This window comes from Pseudanabaena sp. FACHB-2040 (assembly GCF_014696715.1).
In the GTDB taxonomy this organism is placed as follows: Bacteria; Cyanobacteriota; Cyanobacteriia; order Phormidesmidales; family Phormidesmidaceae; genus JACVSF01.
In genome coordinates this window covers 283,463-304,327 of the sequence record NZ_JACJQO010000019.1, presented here as the reverse complement: position 1 = coordinate 304,327, position 20,865 = coordinate 283,463, and the positions used below count along the sequence as shown (strand labels likewise).

At 55.7% G+C, this 20,865-nt stretch carries 18 protein-coding genes; 10 read left to right on the top strand and 8 right to left on the bottom strand.

Features of this window, described 5'->3' with window-relative positions; genetic code table 11:
• Positions 1 to 16: 16 nt before the first annotated feature.
• Positions 17 to 1,834, bottom strand: a complete 1,818-nt coding sequence (mrdA, locus tag H6G13_RS21565; protein ID WP_190486659.1) for a penicillin-binding protein 2 — start codon at positions 1,832 to 1,834, stop codon at positions 17 to 19.
• A gap of 404 nt (positions 1,835 to 2,238) precedes the next feature.
• Here mrdA and H6G13_RS21560 point away from each other — a divergent pair, with 404 nt between their 5' ends.
• From H6G13_RS21560 to H6G13_RS21545, 4 genes are all read left to right on the top strand, one after another.
• The gene (locus tag H6G13_RS21560; protein ID WP_190486657.1) at positions 2,239 to 3,363 is read left to right on the top strand and encodes an ABC transporter ATP-binding protein; all 1,125 of its coding nucleotides are present in this window, start codon (positions 2,239 to 2,241) and stop codon (positions 3,361 to 3,363) included.
• 77 nt (positions 3,364 to 3,440) lie between these two features.
• A complete protein-coding gene (locus tag H6G13_RS21555) occupies positions 3,441 to 4,610 on the top strand; it encodes a spermidine/putrescine ABC transporter substrate-binding protein (RefSeq protein WP_190486655.1) in 1,170 nt (389 codons plus the stop codon).
• A 159-nt stretch (positions 4,611 to 4,769) separates the two neighbouring features.
• The gene (locus tag H6G13_RS21550) at positions 4,770 to 5,696 is read left to right on the top strand and encodes an ABC transporter permease (protein WP_190486653.1); all 927 of its coding nucleotides are present in this window, start codon (positions 4,770 to 4,772) and stop codon (positions 5,694 to 5,696) included.
• 33 nt (positions 5,697 to 5,729) lie between these two features.
• A complete protein-coding gene (locus H6G13_RS21545) occupies positions 5,730 to 6,542 on the top strand; it encodes an ABC transporter permease (RefSeq protein ID WP_190486652.1) in 813 nt (270 codons plus the stop codon).
• 142 nt (positions 6,543 to 6,684) lie between these two features.
• Here the strand turns inward: H6G13_RS21545 and H6G13_RS21540 are convergent, their stop codons facing one another.
• The 5 genes from H6G13_RS21540 to H6G13_RS21520 all read right to left on the bottom strand — a co-directional run bounded on the left by H6G13_RS21540 (position 6,685) and on the right by H6G13_RS21520 (position 12,072).
• Positions 6,685 to 6,879, bottom strand: coding sequence for a hypothetical protein (locus H6G13_RS21540; protein WP_190486650.1), 195 nt, complete (start codon positions 6,877 to 6,879; stop codon positions 6,685 to 6,687).
• An 83-nt stretch (positions 6,880 to 6,962) separates the two neighbouring features.
• Positions 6,963 to 9,407: a PBP1A family penicillin-binding protein gene (locus H6G13_RS21535; RefSeq protein WP_190486648.1), complete on the bottom strand. Its 2,445-nt coding sequence runs from the start codon at positions 9,405 to 9,407 to the stop codon at positions 6,963 to 6,965.
• 236 nt (positions 9,408 to 9,643) lie between these two features.
• Positions 9,644 to 10,669 (bottom strand): chlorophyll synthase ChlG, encoded by a 1,026-nt coding sequence (gene chlG, locus H6G13_RS21530; RefSeq protein WP_190486646.1) that lies wholly within the window; start codon positions 10,667 to 10,669, stop codon positions 9,644 to 9,646.
• A gap of 56 nt (positions 10,670 to 10,725) precedes the next feature.
• Entirely contained in the window at positions 10,726 to 11,835 is a 1,110-nt protein-coding gene (locus H6G13_RS21525) for an ArsA family ATPase (protein WP_190486644.1), read from the bottom strand.
• A gap of 33 nt (positions 11,836 to 11,868) precedes the next feature.
• Positions 11,869 to 12,072, bottom strand: coding sequence for a cytochrome b6f subunit family protein (locus H6G13_RS21520; RefSeq protein WP_190486642.1), 204 nt, complete (start codon positions 12,070 to 12,072; stop codon positions 11,869 to 11,871).
• 197 nt (positions 12,073 to 12,269) lie between these two features.
• On the opposite strand from H6G13_RS21520, the gene hisF reads away from it, so the two are divergent.
• Together hisF and H6G13_RS21510 are read left to right on the top strand one after the other, a co-directional pair.
• Positions 12,270 to 13,070 carry an imidazole glycerol phosphate synthase subunit HisF gene (hisF, locus tag H6G13_RS21515; protein ID WP_190486639.1) on the top strand — a complete coding sequence of 267 codons (801 nt, stop codon included), beginning with the start codon at positions 12,270 to 12,272 and terminating at the stop codon, positions 13,068 to 13,070.
• 84 nt (positions 13,071 to 13,154) lie between these two features.
• On the top strand, positions 13,155 to 13,454 hold the full coding sequence (locus tag H6G13_RS21510) for a hypothetical protein (RefSeq protein WP_190486637.1): 300 nt from the start codon (positions 13,155 to 13,157) through the stop codon (positions 13,452 to 13,454).
• A 138-nt stretch (positions 13,455 to 13,592) separates the two neighbouring features.
• On the opposite strand, the gene H6G13_RS29245 is transcribed toward H6G13_RS21510, so the two are convergent.
• On the bottom strand, positions 13,593 to 14,321 hold the full coding sequence (locus H6G13_RS29245) for a peptidoglycan-binding protein (RefSeq protein ID WP_199306495.1): 729 nt from the start codon (positions 14,319 to 14,321) through the stop codon (positions 13,593 to 13,595).
• Between the two features lie 355 nt (positions 14,322 to 14,676).
• On the opposite strand from H6G13_RS29245, the gene H6G13_RS21495 reads away from it, so the two are divergent.
• From H6G13_RS21495 to H6G13_RS21480, 4 genes are all read left to right on the top strand, one after another.
• A complete protein-coding gene (locus H6G13_RS21495; RefSeq protein WP_190486634.1) occupies positions 14,677 to 15,516 on the top strand; it encodes a hypothetical protein in 840 nt (279 codons plus the stop codon).
• Between the two features lie 153 nt (positions 15,517 to 15,669).
• The gene (locus H6G13_RS21490; protein WP_190486632.1) at positions 15,670 to 18,183 is read left to right on the top strand and encodes an HDIG domain-containing metalloprotein; all 2,514 of its coding nucleotides are present in this window, start codon (positions 15,670 to 15,672) and stop codon (positions 18,181 to 18,183) included.
• A gap of 34 nt (positions 18,184 to 18,217) precedes the next feature.
• Positions 18,218 to 19,180 (top strand): ABC transporter permease, encoded by a 963-nt coding sequence (locus H6G13_RS21485; RefSeq protein ID WP_190486630.1) that lies wholly within the window; start codon positions 18,218 to 18,220, stop codon positions 19,178 to 19,180.
• Between the two features lie 48 nt (positions 19,181 to 19,228).
• Positions 19,229 to 20,143 carry an ABC transporter permease gene (locus H6G13_RS21480; protein ID WP_190486628.1) on the top strand — a complete coding sequence of 305 codons (915 nt, stop codon included), beginning with the start codon at positions 19,229 to 19,231 and terminating at the stop codon, positions 20,141 to 20,143.
• 177 nt (positions 20,144 to 20,320) lie between these two features.
• On the opposite strand, the gene H6G13_RS21475 is transcribed toward H6G13_RS21480, so the two are convergent.
• Positions 20,321 to 20,812, bottom strand: a complete 492-nt coding sequence (locus H6G13_RS21475) for a hypothetical protein (protein WP_190486626.1) — start codon at positions 20,810 to 20,812, stop codon at positions 20,321 to 20,323.
• Between the last annotated feature and the right edge of the window lie 53 nt (positions 20,813 to 20,865).

Sequence of the window (20,865 nt, the reverse complement as noted above, 5' to 3'; positions counted from 1 at the left end):
ATCCTCAGAGGCTCAATTAGTCTGAGGGCGTACTCGTCGCTGTAGGCGTTTGCTCAGCCTGAGGCTTTTTGAAGTAAACGTCTAATACCTTCTTAGCCATAGGCGCAGCGATTGAACCACCGCCCCCGCCCGAGTGTTCTCCAAAGGAGACCACGACGATCTCTGGTTTGTCGGCAGGAGCGTAGGCTCCAAACCAGGTATGGGATTGATAGGGGGGAGCTTCGGCTGTTCCGGTCTTGCCTGCTACAGGTGGAATGCTAGGGTCGTTGAGCGCCTTAGCGGTGCCGTTGCTAATAACTTCCCGAAGCCCACGCTGCAGGATGTCAATGGTTACGCTGCTAAGGTTGATTGACTCTTGCCAGTTTTTAGTTTCTTCGTTGTCTCTGAGCATGTGGGGTTTGACCTGATAGCCCCCGTTAGCTGCGATCGCAAACATAACGGCCACCTGCAGCGGCGTTGTCTGCAAAAAACCCTGGCCGATAGACATGTTAATCGTGTCGCCTAGCGTCCATTCTTCACCCAAGTTTTTCTGCTTCCAGGCATCATCCGGCACCAGGCCGGGGCTCTCCTCATTCGGAATTTCGATGCCGGTCATCTTGCCAAAGCCAAAGCGGCGGGTCATTTCAATCAGGGGTTTTTCCTTCATTCGCATTGCCACCTGATAGAAAAACGTGTCGCTACTCATGGCCATTGCGCCAGTAAAGCCGAGCGGCCCAAACCCTGCGTTGTTCCAGTCCCAAAACTGAATGCCGCCGACAGTGATGTAGGGAAAGGTTGACAGCACCGTATTGGGCGAAAAACTGCCCGACTCCAACGCAGCAGCCGTAGTCACAATCTTAAAGGTACTGGCTGGGGGGAAGCCCTGCAGCGCCCGATTCAAAAAGGGATGGGTTTCGCCCTGCAGCTGCGCCCATTGATCTTCGGTGATTCGGGTAGAGAAAATATTGGGGTCAAAGGTGGGGCGGCTAGCCATCGCCAAAATTGCGCCGTTATTGGGGTCCATCACCACAATGGCCCCAGTGCGCTCGCCCAGAGCGGCTTCGGCGGCTTTCTGCAGCTCCAGATCAAGGGTGAGCTGCACGTCGTTACCTGACTTAGCCGGTTTGTCTCCTAAAATCCGCAGCACTCGGCCAGCGCTGTCAACTTCTACCTGTTGCCCGCCCCACTCGCCCCGCAGCTGCGACTCAAAAGCCGCTTCAGCGCCCATCTGGCCTACCACATCCCCGAGACGATAGCCCTGCCCGTCACGGGCCTTAAACTGGTCATCGGTTAGCTCTCCCGTGTAGCCCAGAATGTGGGCCGCCAAATCGCCATGCGGGTAGTTCCGAACAGCTTCTGCCTCCAGCCGCACGCCTTTAAGCTCGTCGCCGTACTCGGCTAGCGCCGTAGCCTGAGCCGGGCTGATGCCGCGAGCAATTGTAATCGACTCAATTGACTCGTAGCCCGCCTGCTCCAATCGCCCTCGAATTTCGTCTTCAGGAATATTGAGAATGCTCGACAGGCGACTAGTTACCGTGGGCCACTCTGACTTAGGCAGGGCAATTGGCCAAATAGAAATTGAGTGAGACAGACGGCTACCAGCCAAAATCTTACCGTTGCGATCTAGCAGCGCCCCTCGGGCCGGGCGCTTCGGCACCAGCCGGATACGATTGTTTTCTGCCAACTGGCGGTTGCGATCGCCCTCAACTAGCTGCAGCTGAGCCAGGCGGCTGCCAAAGGCTCCCACTAGCACCGTGCTGGTCAACAGCATTAGAAAAACAGCCTGGTAGCGTTTGCCAACGGTGCGACCCTTAAAGGGATCGGAGATCTGAGGCAGGTTTTGAAGCAGAGCCATAGACAAACACGGCAAACCCGGCCGCGAACAATGGGCAGCAACCGATGATTATACAAGACTGGTTAGGGTGTCGTCGCTAGTGGGGTGGCAGCCCCTGTTATGGCACAAGGGGAAGTGGGTAATTTTCTAGAGTGCAACCGTGACGGTCAAGGGCAGACTTAGCTGGGGTCGATGATTTTGTTGCGACAGATACTTTACTGGCCCTATAAGTCCGTTAAAGAATACTAAATGCTCCCACGCTGTCTTTCCCATGCTTTTTGAGCGACGTCCTTGGATTGATGGCTGTCCGTGCATACAATTAAAGGCAACCTTGGGAATGGGCGCGTTCACTGACCTATTGCCCTGGCTTGTTAGCAGAGACTCCAACGGTTTGCGTTGGCATGATCGATTAGGGAACCGCCGCCATGTCTCAAACCACTGTTTCACGTCCACCCACGGGTCAAACAAATGCCTCGCTGGACGTTGAGCTGCGTCAGGTATTTAAGATCTACGGAGGAGAGCCCGCCGTTCGCGGCATTGATTTGGAGATTCGCCAGGGAGAATTCTTCAGCATTTTGGGCCCCTCTGGCTGCGGGAAGACGACGACCCTGCGATTAATAGCCGGATTTGAAGCGCCTTCAACTGGAGAGGTGATCATTCAGGGGCGCGACATGAGCCATGTGCCGTCCTACCGTCGGCCTGTAAACACAGTTTTTCAGAGCTACGCCCTGTTCGGCCACATGACAGTGTGGGACAACATTGCCTTCGGCCTGCGCATAAAACGGCTTTCTAAGTCTCAGGTTCATGAGCGAGTGGCTGAGGCGCTGCGGCTGGTGCAAATGGAGGCTTTTGCCAAGCGGTCGCCGACCCAGCTCTCAGGTGGACAGCAGCAGCGGGTAGCGCTGGCTCGGGCACTGGTCAATCGTCCGGCTGTGATGCTTCTCGATGAGCCCTTAGGAGCCCTCGATCTGAAGCTGCGCAAGCAGATGCAGGTAGAGCTTTCAAACCTGCATCGTAAGCTGGGCATTACCTTCATCATGGTGACCCACGACCAGGAAGAGGCTCTATCTCTCTCCGACCGAATCGCGGTAATGAATGCGGGCCAAATTGAGCAGGTCGGCACGCCTAGCGAAATTTATGACTCTCCTCAAACCCCGTTTGTCGCTGACTTTATTGGCGATACTAACCTGATAGAGGGACAGCTTGAGCCGTTAGAGTCGTCGGTGCAGGTGACTACTCAGAGCGGCTTGAAGCTGTTGGTAGACCCCCCAGACTTTGAGGTAGTGGCCTCTAAAACAGCGGTCATTAGCATTCGACCCGAAAAGATTCACCTGAGCCTGACACCCCCTGACGAGAGCCAAAACTGCTTTGTCGGTGAGGTCAGCCATGTAATGTATTTGGGCACCCATATTCACTGTATGGTGCAGCTTCAAACAGGAGAACAGCTGACAGTGCTGCAGCCAAACCGGGCTGGCAGCATGATGGTACCTCAGACTACTGTCTACGCTTACTGGCGGCCCAAAGATTGCCTGGTTTTAGAGATGGCATAGCTCGATACGGCTTGATGCAGCTAGATCCGCTTCAATGGTGAGCGTTTCTGTTGTATTCGCATAGTTGGGGGATATCCATGCCACGTAAGCGGCCGCTTATTTCAACTCCATTCTCAAAGCAACGGGCTTTTTCGGCGACTCGGCGGCGATTTCTTCAGGGGTCGGCAGCAGCCTTGGCCGGGGTGACGCTGTCTAACTGCCGGCAAAACTTAGCTGAGGTGCAAACAGGCACAGACTCAACTAATGCCTCTGCAGCCGGGGGTGGGGCTGGTGGTACGGGCACTCTCAACATTTATACCTGGGCAGACTATGTCGATGATGAGCTAACGGCCCGATTTACTGAAGAAACGGGCATTAGAGCGGTCGTTGATATCTATGACTCCAATGAGACTATGCTGGCCAAGCTGCAGGCGGGGGGAGGTAATGCCTACAGCATTCTTTACCCCTCCGACTACATGGTGGCTCAGATGCTGGAGATGGATCTGCTGACGGAGCTAGATCAGTCGCGGATTAAGGGTAAAGAAAACCTGCTAGATCAGTGGACCGATCCGGTTTACGACCCCGGCAATGCCCACAGCGTTCCCTATAGCTGGGGGACAACTGGCCTGCTGTATAACCGGGAGCTGGTGACGGGCAGCGTCGAAGACTGGAGCTATCTATGGGACAACAAAGAGTCGCTGTCGCGCCGCATAACGCTGCTCGATGACGTGCGAGAAACAATGGGAGCAGTCTTGAAGTCCCTAGGTTACTCCTATAATTCGACCGATCCGCAGCAGCTTGAGGAAGCCTACCAGCGATTGCTGGAGATTAAGCCGCATCTGGCTGCATTTAGGTCTTTTGGCTTTGAGGAGCAGCTTTTGGGGGGCGACCTGTCTGTAGTCATGAGCTACTCGGTAGATGCGATCGCAGCCACCCTAGAAGACGAGCGCATGGAGTACATTGTCCCGGCTAGCGGCTCATCGGTCTGGACTGACGCCATGGTTATTCCTGCCGATGCTCCTAATGCTGATGCCGCCTACGCCTGGATCAACTTCATCCTGCAGCCGGAAATTTCTAAGGATGCCGTGGAGCGTCTCTCCTTTGCGACGCCCAATGGCGCTGCCTTTGATCTGCTGCCCGATGAGCTAAAGAGCAATCAGGACCTGTTTCCGACCGACGCTACCTTGGCTAAGTGCGAGGGCATTGCGCCTCTTGGCGATGTCGCTGATTTATACGACCGCTATTGGACTGAGGTAACTAGTTCCTAAGCGGGCTCTTAGCCCTTCTGGTTGGACCCTTCTGGCAGCGACCTGAGACTGGATCGAGTACTTTAGCTGGAGTTTGAGCAGCTGGGTGCCTACTGCTCTCAACTCTGGGTAAACTGTTCGAGGATATGCGTTTCTACCCATTCTATTTAGCCCAGTGCTATGGCCAACCCGACTTCAACCCGATCCGATTGGCTCCAAGGCAATCTGGGCCGAATTAACTGGCGGCAGTGGCTGCTTGGTCTGCTGAGACCGCTGGCTTTTTTAAGCCCAGCTGGCCTCTGGCTGGTGCTGTTTCTGGTCATTCCGACCCTGCTCATTTCAGACATCAGCCTGGTACCGGGGTTGCGACCGGGCCAAGCGACCGGGGCCTATGGTTTGGGCAATTATCTTCAGATTTTTGAGCCGGTCTATCTAACCGTGATGGGCCGCTCTCTCTTCTTTGCCGTTGGCTCAACCGTCATTTGTTTGGCTCTGGGCTTTCCGGTAGCCTACTGGATTGCCCTCATGGCCCCCAAACGCTGGCGCAACCTCTTGCTGGTGGCATTTGTTCTGCCACTATGGACTTCTTCTCTGCTGCGGGCCTACGCCTGGATTACGATTTTGCGGCCTACGGGGTTATTAAACCTAATCCTGGGTTCGCTGGGGCTACCGACACAGCAATGGCTGAACACGTCGGTTTCTGTTTTTATTGGGCTTAGCTACAGCTTTTTGCCCTATATGGTGCTTATTCTCTATGCTTCGCTAGAAAAGCTAGATGTGAGGCTGTTAGAGGCGGCTTCTGATTTAGGCGCAACGCCACCGCAGGCATTTTGGCGGGTGACCATTCCTCAGACTCTGCCCGGTATTGCCGCTGGCTCCCTGCTGGTCTTTATCACTAGCTTGGGCGATTTTGTGGTGCCTACCCTCTTGGGCGGCGCGTCTTCAATGAACGTGGCTCGGCTGATCTACAACCAGTTTTTGGGGCCAACCCGCAACTGGGGGTTTGGTTCGGCCTTGAGTATGGTGCTGATTTTGGCAGTTAGCTTGGCGATCGCACTGCTGCTGCGCTACGGCGATCGGTCTTCAGTGTCTGAGACTCATCAGTAGCCGGTCTTGAATGATTTCTTTGAGCAAATGATCATGGCAGGTTTCTCATTGCGTCCACGACTGCAGGTTTCCTGGCAAAGCCTATTTACGGCTTTGATGTTTGTGTTTATGTACCTGCCTATTGGGGTACTGGCTCTCTACAGCTTCAATGAGTCGCGCTACAGTGCCGGCTGGGAGGGGTTTAGCCTGCGCTGGTACCAAACTTTGTTTAGCGATGCCCGCATTTTTGCAGCGCTGCAGGACAGCCTGTTTGTAGCTTTTTGTGCGGTGGGCATTTCAGCAGTGTTGGGCACGCTGATGGCGATTGGCCTAGCCAAGTACCGCTTTCCAGGCAAGTCCCTCTATCGGGGCATTTCCTACCTACCGCTGATTGTGCCAGATATTGCGATCGCAGTGGCCACTCTGGTCTTTCTGGCCTCTGTGGCAGTGCCCCTCAGCATTTGGACGATTATTGCGGCTCATATGGTCTTTTGTCTGGCCTACATTGCGGTGGTTGTGTCCAGCCGTCTGCTGGGCCTTGACCCCAACTTGGAAGAAGCAGCCCTGGATTTGGGGGCAACTCCCTTTCAAGCCCTGATCAAGGTACTAATTCCCCAGCTAGCCCCAGGCATTATCTCAGGCTGCCTGCTGGCTTTTGTCCTCAGCATGGATGATCTGCTGATTTCGAGCTTTACTGCGGGCGGCGGAGCCAATCCCCTCCCGCTGGAGATCTTTAGTCGGGTTCGCACCGGGGTCAAACCCGACATCAATGCGCTGAGCGTCGTCCTGATTTTAGGCTCCGGCCTGATTGCGGCAACTTCTGAATATATTCGCTATCGGAGCGATCGCAATACTCAGGCCAAATAGGCTCGGTCAGGGGTTGCAGCTATAGCCCAAATGAGTTGGCCTTAATAAAACAGGCAGGAAGCGCGCTTCCTGCCTGTTTCGTTTGTTTTTGTCCGTTTGCTACGCGCTGATCGAGTAGCGCCGCTTAAGAAGCAATTAGCAATCAATCTTTCTGATCAGGGCTGCTGACTTTGGGTACAAAGTCAGGCCGATTCTTATCTTCCCAACCTGGAGGACGTCTGGAGTTGTACCAGGCGATTGAGCCAATGCCAACGGCTGCGATAAAGCCAACCGCGTAAACCAAAACGAATGACAGTGGCAGGCCGCTCTCTGCTGCAGCACCTAACAGTAGCACCATGTAATCTGTTACTCCGAGCTGAACCTTAAACGATTATAGAAGAATCTAAGGTTTCTTTCCGAAATAACAGATTTTGGGACTGCTCACTCCGCTTCCCCAGATTCGGTTGGGGCAGCTAGCGGTGGTGGTGCTGGAGCCGGCGCGACTGGAGCCGGTAGAGGTGCCGGAGGAGGTGCCTCAATGGGTGGGGGTGGAGGTGGGGCCGCCGGTGCTGCCGGTGCCGGGGGAGGGCTGGCGGCTGGTGGTTCGGCAGCTGCAGGAGTTGCCTCGCGGGGGGCCGGAGGATTGCTGTTGCCGCTACCACTGCCGTTGCCGCCGCCGCCAGAGGACCGAGGAGCAGGCTGCTCACGTTCACGGGCGGGGGCTGGCGCTTCCTCAGGTTCTGGCTCTGACCGCTCTGACCGCTCTGACCGCTCCGAACGTCTCGATGAAGCAGGTGGAGCCTCATCAGATGACTCTTCTGAAGATCTCCGGCGGGACTCTGAACCAGACTCACCGGCTCCAGCCGCAACGACTTTACCGGGTTTGACAGGTTTGGCCTCAATGGTGCCTTCCCGATTATTAAGGGAGGGGCGCTCAGGGAAGCCCTCTTCAGGAATGTCATCCAGCAGTTCCCTCATAAACACGCGCCAGACGTAGGCAGCGGAACTGCTGGCTCCCCAGGTCGGGGTGCTGTCATCATTTCCTAACCACACCCCGGTGACTAGCTGGGGGATGTAGCCCACAAACCAGAGGTCTCGGTTTCTTTCTGAGGTTCCGGTTTTGCCTGCTACTGGGCGGCCAATCGCCGCATTGCTGCCGGTCCCCCCTTGGACAACCCCTTCCAGCATCCAAGTCATGATGGCGGCGGTATCGGCATCGACGGCTTGAACCGGACCATTTTTCACCTGGTACAGCACTTCCCCCTGGCTGTTGAGCACCCGGCGAATGCCGTGAACGGGGACATGCTTACCCTGGTTTGCCAGAGTGCCGTAGGCGCTGGTTAGCTCCAGTAGGTTGACCTCAGATGAGCCTAGAGCCAGGGAGTAGGCATCGATCAGGCTAGACTGAATGCCCATGCCCTTAGCCATTTCGATGACTGGCTCAAACCCCACATCGACCAGCACTTTAACCGCAACGATGTTGATGGAGGACTGCAGTGCCTTAAGCAAATCAACACTGCCGCTAAACCTGTCGCCATAGTTTTTGGGTTCGTAGCCGTCGATGACGTATTTAGCGTCTACGTAGCCTTTGTAGGGGGAAAACCCAGCTGCGATCGCAGTGGTATAAACAAAAGTTTTGAAGGTTGATCCGGGCTGGCGCTGAGCCTGAGTTACCCGGTTAAACTGACTTTCGTTAAAGTCGTTGCCCCCCACCATGGCTTTAATCTCGCCATTGCGCGGGTCAACTGCGACCAAGGCTGCCTGTTCATAGCGCTGCCGCTGGCCCATGGCAATGGCTTCTTCAACAGCCTCTTCGGCTTCTCGCTGCCAAGCTACGTTAAGCGTAGTTTCAACGACGAGTCCGCCCGCTTCCATCTGATCTGGGGTGAGAATCTCAGCCAGCTGCTTCTGAACGTAAATGGTGAAGTAAGGAAACTCGCTGTAGAGAAACTTGGGTTCCTTAGGCTTGGTGCTGATTTCGGTAGACCAGGCGGCTTCGGCCTCACTCTGGCTAATGACACCAACGGTCAGCATTCGCTCAATTACCCGGTCTCTCTGAATCCGAGCAGCTTCAGGGTTGACTAGGGGGGAATAAACGCTGGGCGCTGGGGCCATGCCCGCGATTAGCGCTGATTCTGCCAGAGTCAGATCTTGGGCGGCTTTACCAAAGTAAATCCAGGCAGCGTCGGCCACACCATAAGCACCCCCGCCCAAATAGACCAGGCCGAGATAGCGCTCAATGATTTGCTCTTTGGTGAGGTCTTTTTCTAGTCGGGTGGCGACGATGGCCTCTCGCAGCTTGCGCTCCAGGGTGCGCTCTTGGTCTAAGAAAACAATGCGGGCCAACTGCTGGGTAATGGTGCTGGCTCCTTCAACGACGTCTCGCCGCTGCAGGTTAGACAAGACTGCCCGACCAATTCCCCGGTAGTCGATGCCGTTGTGCTCGTAGAAGCGGCGATCTTCTGAGGCAATAAAGGCTTCTACTAGATACTCTGGCAGGTCTTCGTAGGTCAGGGTTTCCTGAGCTGCTGGGCCAATTTTTTGCAGAATCGCGCCATCGGCTGACCTCAACGTAATTGTGCCGCTACGCTCAAAGGTCAGGGCTTTGGAGGTATCGGGCAGGCTGGTATACACCGAGTCCCAGACTCGATACCCCCGCGTGATTCCACCAGCTACGCCAGCACTGACCAGCAGGGCCAGCCAAAAGAGGGGCCTGCGCTGAAGCGGTGGACGGGGGTGAGGCGAGGGGGCCTGCTTGCGACGGCGGCGGCGGGCAGCAGGGTTATGACCTGGCGTAGAGTCTCGATCGGCCGTTCGAGAATAATCAACGGCGACCGGGGAGTCAGAAACAGGGATTCCCCACCACGGTTTAAGAAATCGGGTCATCAGGCGTTTCACGTTTTCCTATCTACCCCCCAGCAACGACAGAGGAATTATCTGCATTCCGGTCACCCCTTCGAGGCTTCCCCGTACCACAATAGCCGGGATCAAAATCGACTATTGAGCACTGTATGGGGTTTCTTGGATTTCTTCAACCGTGCGATCGCACAACTCTACTCTGCCTCAAAAATCTTGGCCTTCTCTTTATAAAAATGTTCGGCTCGCCCGACAAAGTGCCCAATTTACACGCCTGCATGGCCTAGGGCTAGCCCAGCTACCAGCATTCCCAACACCAGAAAAGGCTGAGCGCTGGCCTGGTACTTGACGTCGTTGCCTAGGGGGTCGCGCAGGAAATACATGTCTTGAAAGGTAATCTGCGGAATGATCAGCAGCACCAGCAGAACAGCATAGAGGTTTTGCTGAATACCCATCAAATAGGCCGCAATGCCGCCCTGGAAAATGTCGATCATCAGCACACAGATCCAGGCGGCAGTGGTGATGCCAAACATGACCGGCAGGGACTTTAGCCCCAGCTGCCGGTCTCCTTCAACGCTCTTAAAGTCATTGACAACGGCAATGCCCAAACCCGCCATGCTGTAAATCAGGGTGAGAATGGCCACAGTCCAGTTGAGGTCGCCGAATAGGGCGTGTCCGGCCCACCAGGGCAAAGCGATATAGCTGGCCCCCAAGGCATAATTACCCAGCCAGCCATTTTGCTTGAGCTTGAGTGGCGGAGCCGAGTAGATGTAGGACAGGAAAGACCCGCCTAGAGCCAGGGCTGTAATCGTGGGGAAAGTGTGACCAGCCCAGAGATCAAGGGCATAAGCAACCCCAATTCCGGCCAGCAGCAAGAGCCAAATTTGGCTCACTACTTGGGGAATGGAAATGATTCCGGAGGGAATGGGCCGATAGGGCTCATTGATGGCATCGATTTCCCGGTCATAGAAATCGTTGAGTGTCTGAGTGTAGCCCGTTAGCAGGGGACCGGAGAGCAGCATACAGGCAGCTGATACCAGAACATATTCCAGCGTCCAGCGGTAGTTGCCGGAGGAGGCGGCCCCGCACACGACACCCCAAATCAGGGGAATCCAGGTAATCGGCTTCATCAGCTGCAGCCGAATCTTCCAGATTGAGGTCTCACCAGCTTTAGCCCCTTTCATGCCCAAGAGCTGTCGGGCAACGCTGCCCTGTTCAGTGGGGGCAGTGAGCGGGGTCTCTGGTGCAGGAGCGTCGGGCGAATTGGCTGAATGCGTAGGCTGTTCAGTCATGGTTTTGGATGAACGGCAGTAAAGGGCAAGGAGCCAAATTTTAGAGGGAGCAGGGCTTATGCAAAGGTGAGCACCAAGTACTGATCCTGGAACTTTGCCCCCTTAACCGGACGACCTGTGAGGGCCGGGGGCAGGAGCAGGTTGCGACGCTGATCACCCGCTTCAATCGTAACCTCAGGCCCAGACTGAATTAGCTTGACCTGAGACTTATCGAAGCTGGGCAGGAAAAGACTGACGGTACCGGCAGCGGCATCGATGGTGACCGAACGAGGGGCGGCTTTTGCCAGCGCTTGAGGGTCGGGGAGAGCGGCTATTAGGGGCTGCCAGTCTTGATTGGGCACGGAGCCAGAGAGTGACGGCAGGCCATAAACCGACAGGGGCGCAAAACTTGCTTCATAAGCTGCTGGGTTTTCTGCCATCATCAGCACGCCGCCTACGGTCAGCCCAACTTGTTGGGCGCTACCCCAGAGATAGCGGCTGGTTGCGATCGCAGTTTCCTCCGGCTTCGATACCAGCAGGGCCATGAACCGGTAGGGATCGTTAATAGCGGCTTTGCCCTCTTCTAGGATGGAGCGCATTTCCCCAGTAGGGCGATCCAAAATATTGCCAGACCAGTCTACTGCCAGCACTGTCGCCGCAACGGGGGGAATAAACGGACCCAAGGCTCTGCCCAGGTCAGACTGCTGAAAGACATCGCGGAAGCGGCGCACATACCAGTCAAGCACCTCCGGCATCCCCAGCATTCGCAGGGTGGTCAGATCTCCATTGCCGTCGTAGACAATCGCGTCATATTGGCCGCTGCTATCGAGCTGGCGTAGGCTGTTGAGCGCAAGGGCACTGTCCATGCCGGGCAAAACGCCTAGCTCCTGGCTGTAAACCGATTTCAGCAGCGGTGTGCGCAGATACTGGGCTTCTAGGGTTTTGACCTCGTCCCAGCTGCGCTCTAGCAAGGTAGCAGTGAGAAACTGCACCGCCTGTAAGTTCTCGCCTGCGCTAGCGGGGTCGGCAGAAAGCGGCTGGCCCAGCAGTAGGCTGGGCGCAGGACCGGGATCTTGAAAGGCTAGCAAAACTCGCTTGCCTTCAGCAGCGAGGCGCTTCGCGGATGCGATCGCAGCGATCGTCCGGTCAGTTCCCTCGCTGCCCAAAAAAGTCAGAATTAAGGCCATGACGGCTCACTAACAACTTTAAGACTGCATCTATTAAGACTGCATCGGACTGAGCTCATCTTCAAAGAACCAGGTGGCATATTTATTGTCAAATTCCACCACAACGCCAACGCCGCTGCCATCGACCATCTTAAATTGGCGAATTACGCCGCTCTTGCCAAGGCAGCCAGCAACATTTACTGAAACGCGATCACGCAGACGAGAAACTTTGACCTTTTGTCCAATCTCTAGACCCATTCCGCTTAGGGCTCCCAATCAGCAATAGAAATCAATAAAACCAATCCACAGTTTATCAGCCTCTTGCCCCCAGTTGGTCTATTCTGAAACCGGAAGCCCTGAGCTATTCTCAGCTCCAGGCCCTGGAGACTGAGCCCGTTTTGGCAAACCCCCAGGTAGGGTTCCGCCCCATCCCCTCATCCCTGCTATAAATCCCTATGCTGGCCAAGAGAATTCTGCCCTGCCTTGACGTCAAAGCCGGACGCGTCGTTAAAGGCATTAACTTCGTTGATCTCAAGGATGCTGGCGATCCAGTCGAACTGGCTCAGGTCTACAACCAGGCGGGAGCAGACGAGCTAGTTTTTTTAGACATCACGGCAACCCATGAAGATCGTGACATTATCTTCGACGTGGTCTACCAAACAGCCGAGCAGGTATTTATCCCTCTCACAGTGGGGGGCGGTATTCAATCCTTAGAAACCATTAAAAAATTGTTAAGGGCAGGGGCTGATAAGGTCAGCATCAACTCCGGTGCCGTGCGCAACCCAGATTTAATTAATCAGGCCAGCGATCGCTTTGGCAGCCAGTGTATTGTGGTTGCGATCGATGCCCGTCGCCGCCTTGATCCGGCTAATCCCGGCTGGGACGTGTACGTTCGAGGTGGGCGGGAAAACACCGGCCTAGACGCGGTGCAGTGGGCCCAAGAGATCGTGCGGCGGGGAGCGGGAGAGCTGCTGGTCACCAGTATGGACGCTGATGGCACCCAAGCTGGATATGACCTCGATCTGACCCGATCCATTGCCGAGCAAGTCTCTGTTCCCATTGTCGCCTCAGGTGGAGCTGGCAATTGTGAACACATTTATGAGGCGATTACTCAGGGCCGGGCAGAGGCGGCATTGCTCGCCTCGTTGCTGCACTACGGGCAGCTGTCAGTGGCTGAAATCAAGGCTTACCTGCAGAAACGCGATGTCACCATACGCATGACGGACTCAACTCAGCCAGGCCATAACGTGAAATAATTCAGGATAAGGATGCCGCTTTTATGAAGGGCTGTTACAATATGTAAAAAGCAAGTCACTAAAAGTTACGGTTTTCCCTGCTATATGATGCTCCTCATCCTTGCAATCGTGATTGCTCTGGTGGCTTGGGCGCTGCGCCTAATGGAGCAGGCCATCGAAGGCCAAGAATTCTCCCTGATGCTAGCAGGGTTTTTGGTTGCCTCCTCGGCAGCGGCCATGATGGGTGTTTACTTCTTGATGGGCAACTATCTGGTCTACATCAATCAAATGCCTCGGGTAGAGCAGACTGCTGTGCCGACTGATACTGCGTTGGCTGACTGGTCTGAAGATGTCCCAGGCTGGCTCGTTCAGGCCGCATACACCACCCCTGGACGCTTGGAATAGGCATTCCAAAGCCTATAAAAACTACGAATTTTGGATCAACCAAGCCAGAAACGGGAGCAAGCAGTCGCTTGCTCCCGTTTCTGATTTCAGGCCCTAGATTAAGCTGGTGATTCTGGTTCTTTCTAGAGCTAGTTTCCCTTAAGGATTGATAGCTGACCAGGTAGCTGGCCCGACGATGCCGTCTGGCTCCAGGTTGTATTGGCGCTGGGCCTGTTTAACAGCATTTTCAGTCTGGGTACCAAAAACACCGTCTACCGCACCTCGATAGAAACCCAAGACCCGCAATCTCTCCTGTAAGCGGTTGACTGCCGGACCTGTCATACCGGGTCGCAGCACGGGGCGATCAGAGGGGGTAGCCGCTGGGGCTGGTTGGGGCGAGCTTGGGGCTGCTGCAGGGGCACTGCTTGGGGCTGCCTCGTTAGTGCTGGGGGCCGGACTAGTGCTAGGGGCCGGTGTGGAGGCAGGGCTTGGAGCCGCTGGGGTTGCCGTAGCTGTTTCAGGTGGGGGAGTAGCTGCGGTAGGCGGATTGGCTTCGCTAGGGGGTGTGGGAAACAGCTGACTCCAGGTGGCTGAGCCAACGATGCCGTCTGGAGCTAACCCAGCAGCAGCCTGAAACTGTTTGACGGCTTCCTGCGTAGACTCCTGAAATTGGCCGGTAACCGTGTCTGGGTAAAAGCCTAGGAGCTTGAGCATGGCCTGCAGTTCATTGACGACTTCTCCTTGGCTCCCCAGCCGCAGGGTAGGGCGGGCAATGCGGTCAGGAGGCACTGGGGAGGAGGCTGGCGGGGTAGATTGGGCAATTTGGGTGGAGTCTGTAGAGGCCAACGCGCCTGCCTGGCCCATCCCCAAAAAGCCAGGAGCTGTCATGCTTAAAACAAGCGTTCCAATCAAAGCAAGCCTGCTTTGAGGATGACGGAATAAGGAGACAAATCTTAAGCCTGCCCGAGGCTGCTGCATATCCATTGCCTGAAGTTTAGGTTCTGAAGTTTAGGTTCTGAGATTTCGGTTCTGAGGTTTGGGTTCCGAAGTTTGGTGCCTGCAGCGAGGAATTAATCAAGTGGGGTCGCTAACTGGGTACCTACCGGATGAATTATAGAACCTGTCGGTCTGGGAGTTCACCCGTTTGGGGTAAGGCTCTCCTGCCATACTCGGGGTGCTTCAGCCAATCCTGTAAGTTCTGCAGGATAAGATTTCCAGTACAGTCGTTGGCCAGAGGAGCCCCGTGAATTTATCTTGGCAATTGCGTTTCCGCGCTATCTTAACAGGCTTGGTCCTGGCCGACATGATAGGAGTTTTAGGCCCAGCCAGCAGTGCCCAGGTGGGACAGAATACAGATTGGGCAGTAGCCTCTCCCTTGCCAATTTGGAAACCGCTGCTGATTCAGATGGGCGAGGCTATTAGTCGAGAGGTATCGCCTGACTGGGCGGCTCTGACACCTCAGATTCAATCGGTGGCAGAGCATCCTGTTCTCTTGAGCTTAAGTGCTTTGCCGCTGCTGCTGCTGAATTTAGAGGGGCCGGGCCGGGGCCAGAGCGCAATAGCTGCTTGGGCGGGAGATCAAGGGCTGCAGCCACAGACCCAGGCTACTCTACTGCGGGTTTTTCAGCTGCTACAGCAGGGCATGGGGGCTGGTAAAGCTGCAGCAGGACACTCTGAGGAACCCCTGCGTCGGGCTGACCTGGCTTGGTTGACGGCTGCTGCCTCAGACGCCTTGCTAGCCCAAGCTATTGACCCAGTGATACAGGCGCGCGGCCAGTATGATTTGGCTCTGCGGCAAGCCCTGGCCCAGACAAATTCTCAGCCCTGGGTGCTGCCTCTGGTAGGGGTATTGACAGCCATTCATGGCGGGTTGACGAGTCTCCCCTTGGCTTGGCGGCTACAGGTACTAAACAGCCCTCGGGGGCAGGTTTACCTGCTGCGGCACTGGTCCGTCGACCATGAAGAAAGGCTGTGGCAGCTTGCCGATGGTTTGTTTTATCGCTGGATAGGGGTGTCTCCCAGGCTGCCTTCAGAGGGTCGTTCGGGATATCCTGTGCTTCAAATGAGATCCCAGATGGGTTAAGCCACTGAAAATGCCGAACTATAATAAGTAGCTAAACAGCGGAACGCTTTTAATAAAATATTGTTTCTACGCACCGGATGAAAAACTGGTGTGGTGCTTTGCTGCTACGGGTCAGTTGGCGTGCTATGAGCTGATAGGGACACTCTGCAAACAATGAAGGCTCTCCAAGATCTCATTAGTGCCGTTGAACAGTGGCGTCAGCTTTCGTTTAAAGCCTCCCTTTCTGGCTCTGTCCCGCTGACCTCTGCTAGATCGCCCTTGCCTTCGACCGACTCCCCATCGGAGGGAGAGCAGCTGCCGGTAGAAGCGGGTGACCCCTGCCGGCCGCTAAAGCGCCGGAGTCCGATTCGTCGTCATCCTAGGTTGATCTATGCGGTGGCGGTGCTGTCTCTGACGGCTTCCTTGGGGCAGCGATTTTACAACCAGCCTGAGCTGCAGGTTGGAACAGCGGCTCCTGAGACGGTTGCTGCGCCCCGAGACGCTTCAGTGGTCGACGCCACAGCCACTGAGGACCGGCAGCGGGCGGCTCGCAGTGGTGCGTTGAGAGTTCTCAGAATTGACGTAGAAGCCAATGTCAGAATAAACCGGACATTGAACAGCTTGCTACAGCAGGCATCGATGCTGCGATCGCAAGCCGGCCAGTTTCCCTTTACCTCCACAGAAGTTTTATCTACCCCAGTGCAGCGCTACGTGCGACGGGCCGATGAAGCGGAGTGGGTGGAGCTAAGTTCTTTGGTGCTGCCGGCGGTCTCAGCGACTTCGGGAGAAGTCTCAACCCCAGTGCTGGCCCAGCTAGAGGCCAGTGAGCGGTTTCAGGCGCTGCCCTGGGTGCAGCGCAAAACAGTTCGCGAAATGTTGGGGTATCGTCAGCGAACCTCTCAGCAAAAATTCTTGGAGCTGCAAATCCAGATAGCCGGAGCTCGCCGGCAGTACCAGCGGGCTAAAGATAGCCTGAAAAAAATGGCGAGCTCGGAACAGAGCGATGTCTTTCTCAATCCTGCAGCGCTCGATCTGACGGCCTCAGAATGGGAGACGACGCGCCTGATTTTGCACAAAGCCACCGATCGTATGACGGCCCAGGGCATTATGCCGGGATTGCCGCCTGAGATTCTAAATCGAGCGGTAACAGTACAGCTGCGGGGAATGGTGCCGACAGCAGCCGAGGAGTTTGCCATCCAAACGCTGATGTCGGCGCTGCAGCCCAACCTCATTGAAGACCCAGAGCAGACTAGGCTGCAGGCAGAGATGGCGGCTGATGCGGTGGAGCCAATTATGGTGAGCACCCAGCAGGGAGAGGTCATTGTTAAAGCGGGAGAGCCGATCAGCTCAAGTGCCTTTGTTTTGCTGGATCACTTCAACCTCAGCAAACGGCGCTTTAACTGGTTAGGATTTACCGGATTTGGGGTGTTGGTGGGCGGCAGCGTTTTGGTGTTTCTGGTGATTGAGCGGCGGTTTCATCCGGGGCTGCGCCAGCGAGACCATCTGCTGATTACGCTGCTGGTGTTGGGGGCAGCAGGACTCAGCGTAGCCGGGGTTTCGCCCTATAGCTTGCCTGCTATTGGGCTGTTGGCGGGCTCTTTCTATGGTGCGATCCTGGGTAGCTCTCTGGTCGGTCTACTGACGTTGCTGCTGCCGATCGGCACTCAAGTCAGCACCATTCCGCTGCTGGCTAGCGCGGCGGGGGGAATTGTCTCTAGCTTAGTAGCGAGCCGAATGCGATCGCGCGAAGAACTGGCCCTGTTAGGCGGCGGCGTAGGTTTGACCCAGGGGGTGGTCTACCTAGTACTGACGCTCATGTTTATTCCGGTTTCACCATCGGCTTGGTACAGCATTTTGACAGGGGCAGGAATGCAGGGGATCTATGGCATCATTTCCAGCATCGTAGCCCTGGGATTAAGCCCCTATCTGGAGCATCTGTTTGATCTGGTGACGCCGATTCGACTGGCAGAGCTAGCCAACCCCAACCGCCCATTGCTAAAGCGACTAGCCTCGGAAGCTCCCGGCACCTTTCAGCACACCGTATTTGTGGCCAGCCTGGCCGAAGCAGCGGCCCGATCCGTGGGCTGCAATGTGGAGTTGGTCAGAGCCGGCACCTTGTATCACGACATCGGCAAAATGCACGACCCGCTGGGCTTCATTGAGAACCAGATGGGCGGCCCCAATAAGCACGACATTTTGAACGACCCTTGGCGCAGTGCTGCCATTATCAAAAAGCACGTCACTGAGGGGCTCGTAATGGCCCGTAAACACCGTTTGCCCAAGGCCGTACAGTCGTTTATTCCAGAGCATCAGGGAACGATGGTCATTGGCTATTTTCACCACCAGGCGCAGGAGTGGGCCGCCAAAGACCCGGGGCTGACAGTCAACGAGCAGGACTTTCGCTACGATGGGCCGATTCCCCAGTCCCTAGAAACTGGCATTGTCATGCTGGCCGACTCTTGTGAGGCGGCCCTGCGCTCAATGCAGGAGGCCACGACCGAAGAAGCCCTAGCCCTGGTCAACCGGATTTTGCGGGCGCGCTGGAAGGATAATCAGCTAGTAGACTCCGGCCTGACGCGGGAGCAAATGACGGTTATTGCTGAGGTCTTTGTGCAGGTGTGGCAGCAGTATAACCACAAGCGCATTGCTTACCCCAAGGCTGCCCTGGCATCTTCCCCAGCTTCCTGAGAGAATCGGGACAATTTAACCTCGCTGGGGCAGCATGCTGACCTATCTTGTAAAGCGACTGATCACGGCCATTCCAACCTTGATTGCTATCAGCATGGTGATCTTTGCAATCTTGGCTCTGGCCCCTGGCAACCCCTTAGGAGATCTGGCTGCTAACCCCTCGATTACGGCTGAGGTGCGAGAAAACATCCGGCGATCGCTGGGGCTAGACCAGCCGCTGCCGGTGCGCTATGTGAAATGGTCCCTAGCTTTCCTAACAGGCAATATGGGCTACTCACTGACCAGCCGCGCTCCGGTTAGTGAGCTGATCTGGCAACGACTGCCTGTGACGCTGGGCATTTTGGGGGCAGCCTATGGGGTGAGCCTAGCTTTGGCCTTTCCGCTGGGCGTCTTCTCGGCGCTGCGCCGTCATTCTTGGCTAGACCGGCTGATTTCGACTCTGGCTTTTGCGGGATTTTCTCTGCCCACGTTTTTTACTGGGCTGCTATTCATTTTGCTGTTTAGCGTGCGGCTGGGCTGGTTTCCGTTTATCTACAGCAGCACGCTGAGCTTGAGCGACTGGTCTGATGTAGGGGCGATTGTGCGGCAGTCAATTTTGCCGATTGGCGTGTTGGTGCTGTTTCAGACGGCGGTGCTGTTGCGCTTTATTCGGGCGGCGGTGATAGAGGAGCTGCCCCAGGGCTATGTTCAGACAGCGCGAGCAAAGGGCTTGCCGCAGCTTCGGGTTATAGGAGTCCACATTCTGAGAAATGCACTGATGCCGGTGGTGACGCTGGTAGCGCTAGACATTCCCACCCTGTTTACCGGCTCGCTGGTGACGGAGCAGGTGTTTCGGGTGCCGGGGATTGGGTCTTTGCTGATTGACTCAATTTACCGGGGCGATACGCCTGTGGTAATGGCGATCGCATTTATCTACGCAATTTTGGTCGTGCTTTTCAACCTGCTGGCTGACATTTTGTATGGCGTGATTGACCCCCGAGTGCGCTACACAGACTGATTTGGGTGTTGTGCCTGGTAGGATGGCTGAAATATTTGGATTTTGGCCATGACCGAATCTGCCCCTCTGAACGCTGCTGTTGGGCTGGTTCCAACCGGATCGTCTCCGGCACTGCTGCAGCGGCTGTGGTGCGATCGCATAGGGGCGGCAGCTTTAATTGTCCTTATCGCTATCGTTCTAGCAGTTTGGGTCGGGCCTTGGCTTTACCCAGCTTCGCCCAGTGAGATTAGCTTTGATCGGGCTTTGCTACCGCCCAGCAGCGCTTATCCCTTCGGCACCAATGATCTAGGGCAAGATCAGCTAGCCCGAATTTTGTCCGGGGGACGAATCTCTTTGGCAGTGGGGGTGATGGCAATGGCGATCGCAATCACGCTGGGTCTGTTCGTAGGTTCGCTGGCAGGCTTTTATGGCGGTTGGATTGATGGCGGGCTGATGCGGCTGACAGATCTGTTTTTGTCGCTGCCGCAGCTACCGCTGGTGCTGCTGGTAATTTACCTGTTTGGAGAGCTGGTGCGGCAGGTGCTGGGGCCGGAGCAAGGGGTATTTGTGTTGATTGTCAGCGTGATTGGCGGGCTGAACTGGATGTCGGTAGCGCGTCTGGTGCGGGCAGGGTTCTTGAGCCTGAAGTACCGCAATTTTGTGCAGGCGGCAGTGGCGTTGGGGGCCAATCCTTGGCAGCTGGTGCGAGACCATCTGCTGCCAAACGTGGTGGGGCCGGTGACGGTTGCGGCTACGCTAGCCGTGGGCAATGCGATTTTAGCCGAATCGACTCTGAGCTTTCTAGGGTTGGGCTTTTCGCCCGATGTACCGACCTGGGGGCGAATGCTGTTTGATGCCCAGAATTATATTGAGGGGGCTCCTCATGTGGTAATTTTTCCGGGGTTGGCGATTTTTTTGACGGTGCTGAGTATTAATACAGTGGGGGATGCCTTGCGAGACATTTTGGATCCCCAAGGAAAATAGAGGTTGGGTTTAGCTTTGAAGGCGGAAAAAGCGGCTCTAGTGGCGTGTCTAGCCTCTTTTCGTAGGTTGGTGTCGAGCCTGTGAGACCCAACAAATTGTTGAAGCGGTTAGGTTAAGCGCAGCGAACCCAATCCACAAGAGCGCACAATTCTAGCCTAGATGCACCAGTAGGGAGTTCTACAAGGGGGAGTGGGTAGCGGGAGAATGACTGTCGCTGTCGGGCTGAGCTGTGGCGGATAGCGGCTCAGCGGCTGCGCTTGTTGTCAGGGGATCGGGTTCGACTGGTAGGGATAGGCTTTCGGGCGCGAGGGTCGCAGGCTGTTCCTCTAGAGCCATCACAGCTTCCTCAAGCTCCAGAGACAGCTGCTCCGCATCGGTGCTTTCGGCTTGAGAGTCTGCTGCTGAGACTAAGGCATCTTCTGAAGTGCTCTCTTCTGCGGTGCTCTCTTTCAGAGCCTCTTCTACGGGAGCTGCTTCGGTCTCGGCAGATGGCTCATCGGTTTCATCTCGCTCTAGCCAGGGGGAGTCGAAGTGATGCCAGGGTAAAATCGGCTCATTGGGTAGGCTTTTTGTTAAGACCGTAATGTTCTCGATGTCTGGCTCGGGTAAGCTAATCCGCCTACCTGAATCAGTTTCGACCTGTTCGGCTTCGGCCTGTTCGTTATCCATATGCCAATTCATTGCCAGCACTCTAAAAAAATGCCAATGGTTGCAGTTTGGCT

Bases quoted from the DNA above. Each gene is read 5' to 3' on its own strand.
- H6G13_RS21475 (WP_190486626.1), bottom strand. From the start codon at position 20,812: ATGGATAACGAACAGGCCGAAGCCGAACAGGTCGAAACTGATTCAGGT.
- chlG (WP_190486646.1), bottom strand. From the start codon at position 10,669: ATGACTGAACAGCCTACGCATTCAGCCAATTCGCCCGACGCTCCTGCA.
- H6G13_RS21560 (WP_190486657.1), top strand. From the start codon at position 2,239: ATGTCTCAAACCACTGTTTCACGTCCACCCACGGGTCAAACAAATGCC.
- H6G13_RS21540 (WP_190486650.1), bottom strand. From the start codon at position 6,879: ATGGTGCTACTGTTAGGTGCTGCAGCAGAGAGCGGCCTGCCACTGTCA.
- H6G13_RS21480 (WP_190486628.1), top strand. From the start codon at position 19,229: ATGACCGAATCTGCCCCTCTGAACGCTGCTGTTGGGCTGGTTCCAACC.
- H6G13_RS29245 (WP_199306495.1), bottom strand. From the start codon at position 14,321: ATGACAGCTCCTGGCTTTTTGGGGATGGGCCAGGCAGGCGCGTTGGCC.
- mrdA (WP_190486659.1), bottom strand. From the start codon at position 1,834: ATGGCTCTGCTTCAAAACCTGCCTCAGATCTCCGATCCCTTTAAGGGT.
- H6G13_RS21555 (WP_190486655.1), top strand. From the start codon at position 3,441: ATGCCACGTAAGCGGCCGCTTATTTCAACTCCATTCTCAAAGCAACGG.
- H6G13_RS21545 (WP_190486652.1), top strand. From the start codon at position 5,730: ATGGCAGGTTTCTCATTGCGTCCACGACTGCAGGTTTCCTGGCAAAGC.
- H6G13_RS21510 (WP_190486637.1), top strand. From the start codon at position 13,155: ATGATGCTCCTCATCCTTGCAATCGTGATTGCTCTGGTGGCTTGGGCG.
- H6G13_RS21525 (WP_190486644.1), bottom strand. From the start codon at position 11,835: ATGGCCTTAATTCTGACTTTTTTGGGCAGCGAGGGAACTGACCGGACG.
- H6G13_RS21485 (WP_190486630.1), top strand. From the start codon at position 18,218: ATGCTGACCTATCTTGTAAAGCGACTGATCACGGCCATTCCAACCTTG.
- hisF (WP_190486639.1), top strand. From the start codon at position 12,270: ATGCTGGCCAAGAGAATTCTGCCCTGCCTTGACGTCAAAGCCGGACGC.
- H6G13_RS21550 (WP_190486653.1), top strand. From the start codon at position 4,770: ATGGCCAACCCGACTTCAACCCGATCCGATTGGCTCCAAGGCAATCTG.
- H6G13_RS21535 (WP_190486648.1), bottom strand. From the start codon at position 9,407: ATGACCCGATTTCTTAAACCGTGGTGGGGAATCCCTGTTTCTGACTCC.
- H6G13_RS21520 (WP_190486642.1), bottom strand. From the start codon at position 12,072: ATGGGTCTAGAGATTGGACAAAAGGTCAAAGTTTCTCGTCTGCGTGAT.
- H6G13_RS21490 (WP_190486632.1), top strand. From the start codon at position 15,670: ATGAAGGCTCTCCAAGATCTCATTAGTGCCGTTGAACAGTGGCGTCAG.